Origin of the sequence: Falsihalocynthiibacter sp. S25ZX9, assembly GCF_041205405.1 — a bacterium.
Lineage (GTDB): Bacteria > Pseudomonadota > Alphaproteobacteria > Rhodobacterales > Rhodobacteraceae > Falsihalocynthiibacter > Falsihalocynthiibacter arcticus.
In genome coordinates this window covers 1-322 of record NZ_JBGFCD010000159.1, presented here as the reverse complement: position 1 = coordinate 322, position 322 = coordinate 1, and the positions used below count along the sequence as shown (strand labels likewise).

Genomic DNA, 322 nt, shown 5'->3' with positions numbered 1-322 from the left:
GCACTGTTTTTCGTCGCCTTTTGACCCCACCGCCGTTGATTTACTCGCTGGATTTGACGTTCCCGCCTACAAAAACGCATCTTTAAAACTCGTTGATACACCACTCATTCGCAAGGTCGCGGCCCAAGGCAGGCCAATGATCATGTCCACTGGTGTGGCCAATTACGCCGAAATTGAAGACGCGTTACGCGCCGCCCGTGAGGGTTGGGCCACCGAAATTTGCCTCCTGCATTGCATCTCGGCCTACCCTGCCAAACCAGAGGAAATGCGCCTCGGCACCATTGAAGCCTTGGCAAAAGCCTTTGGCGTGACGGTTGGCCTT

1 protein-coding gene is annotated in these 322 nt (G+C 55.0%); it reads left to right on the top strand.

Translation table 11 applies throughout. The features are described from left to right. A partial coding sequence (locus tag AB9F29_RS21705) for an N-acetylneuraminate synthase family protein (RefSeq protein ID WP_369757224.1) occupies window positions 1-322 on the top strand: 322 nt, incomplete at both ends.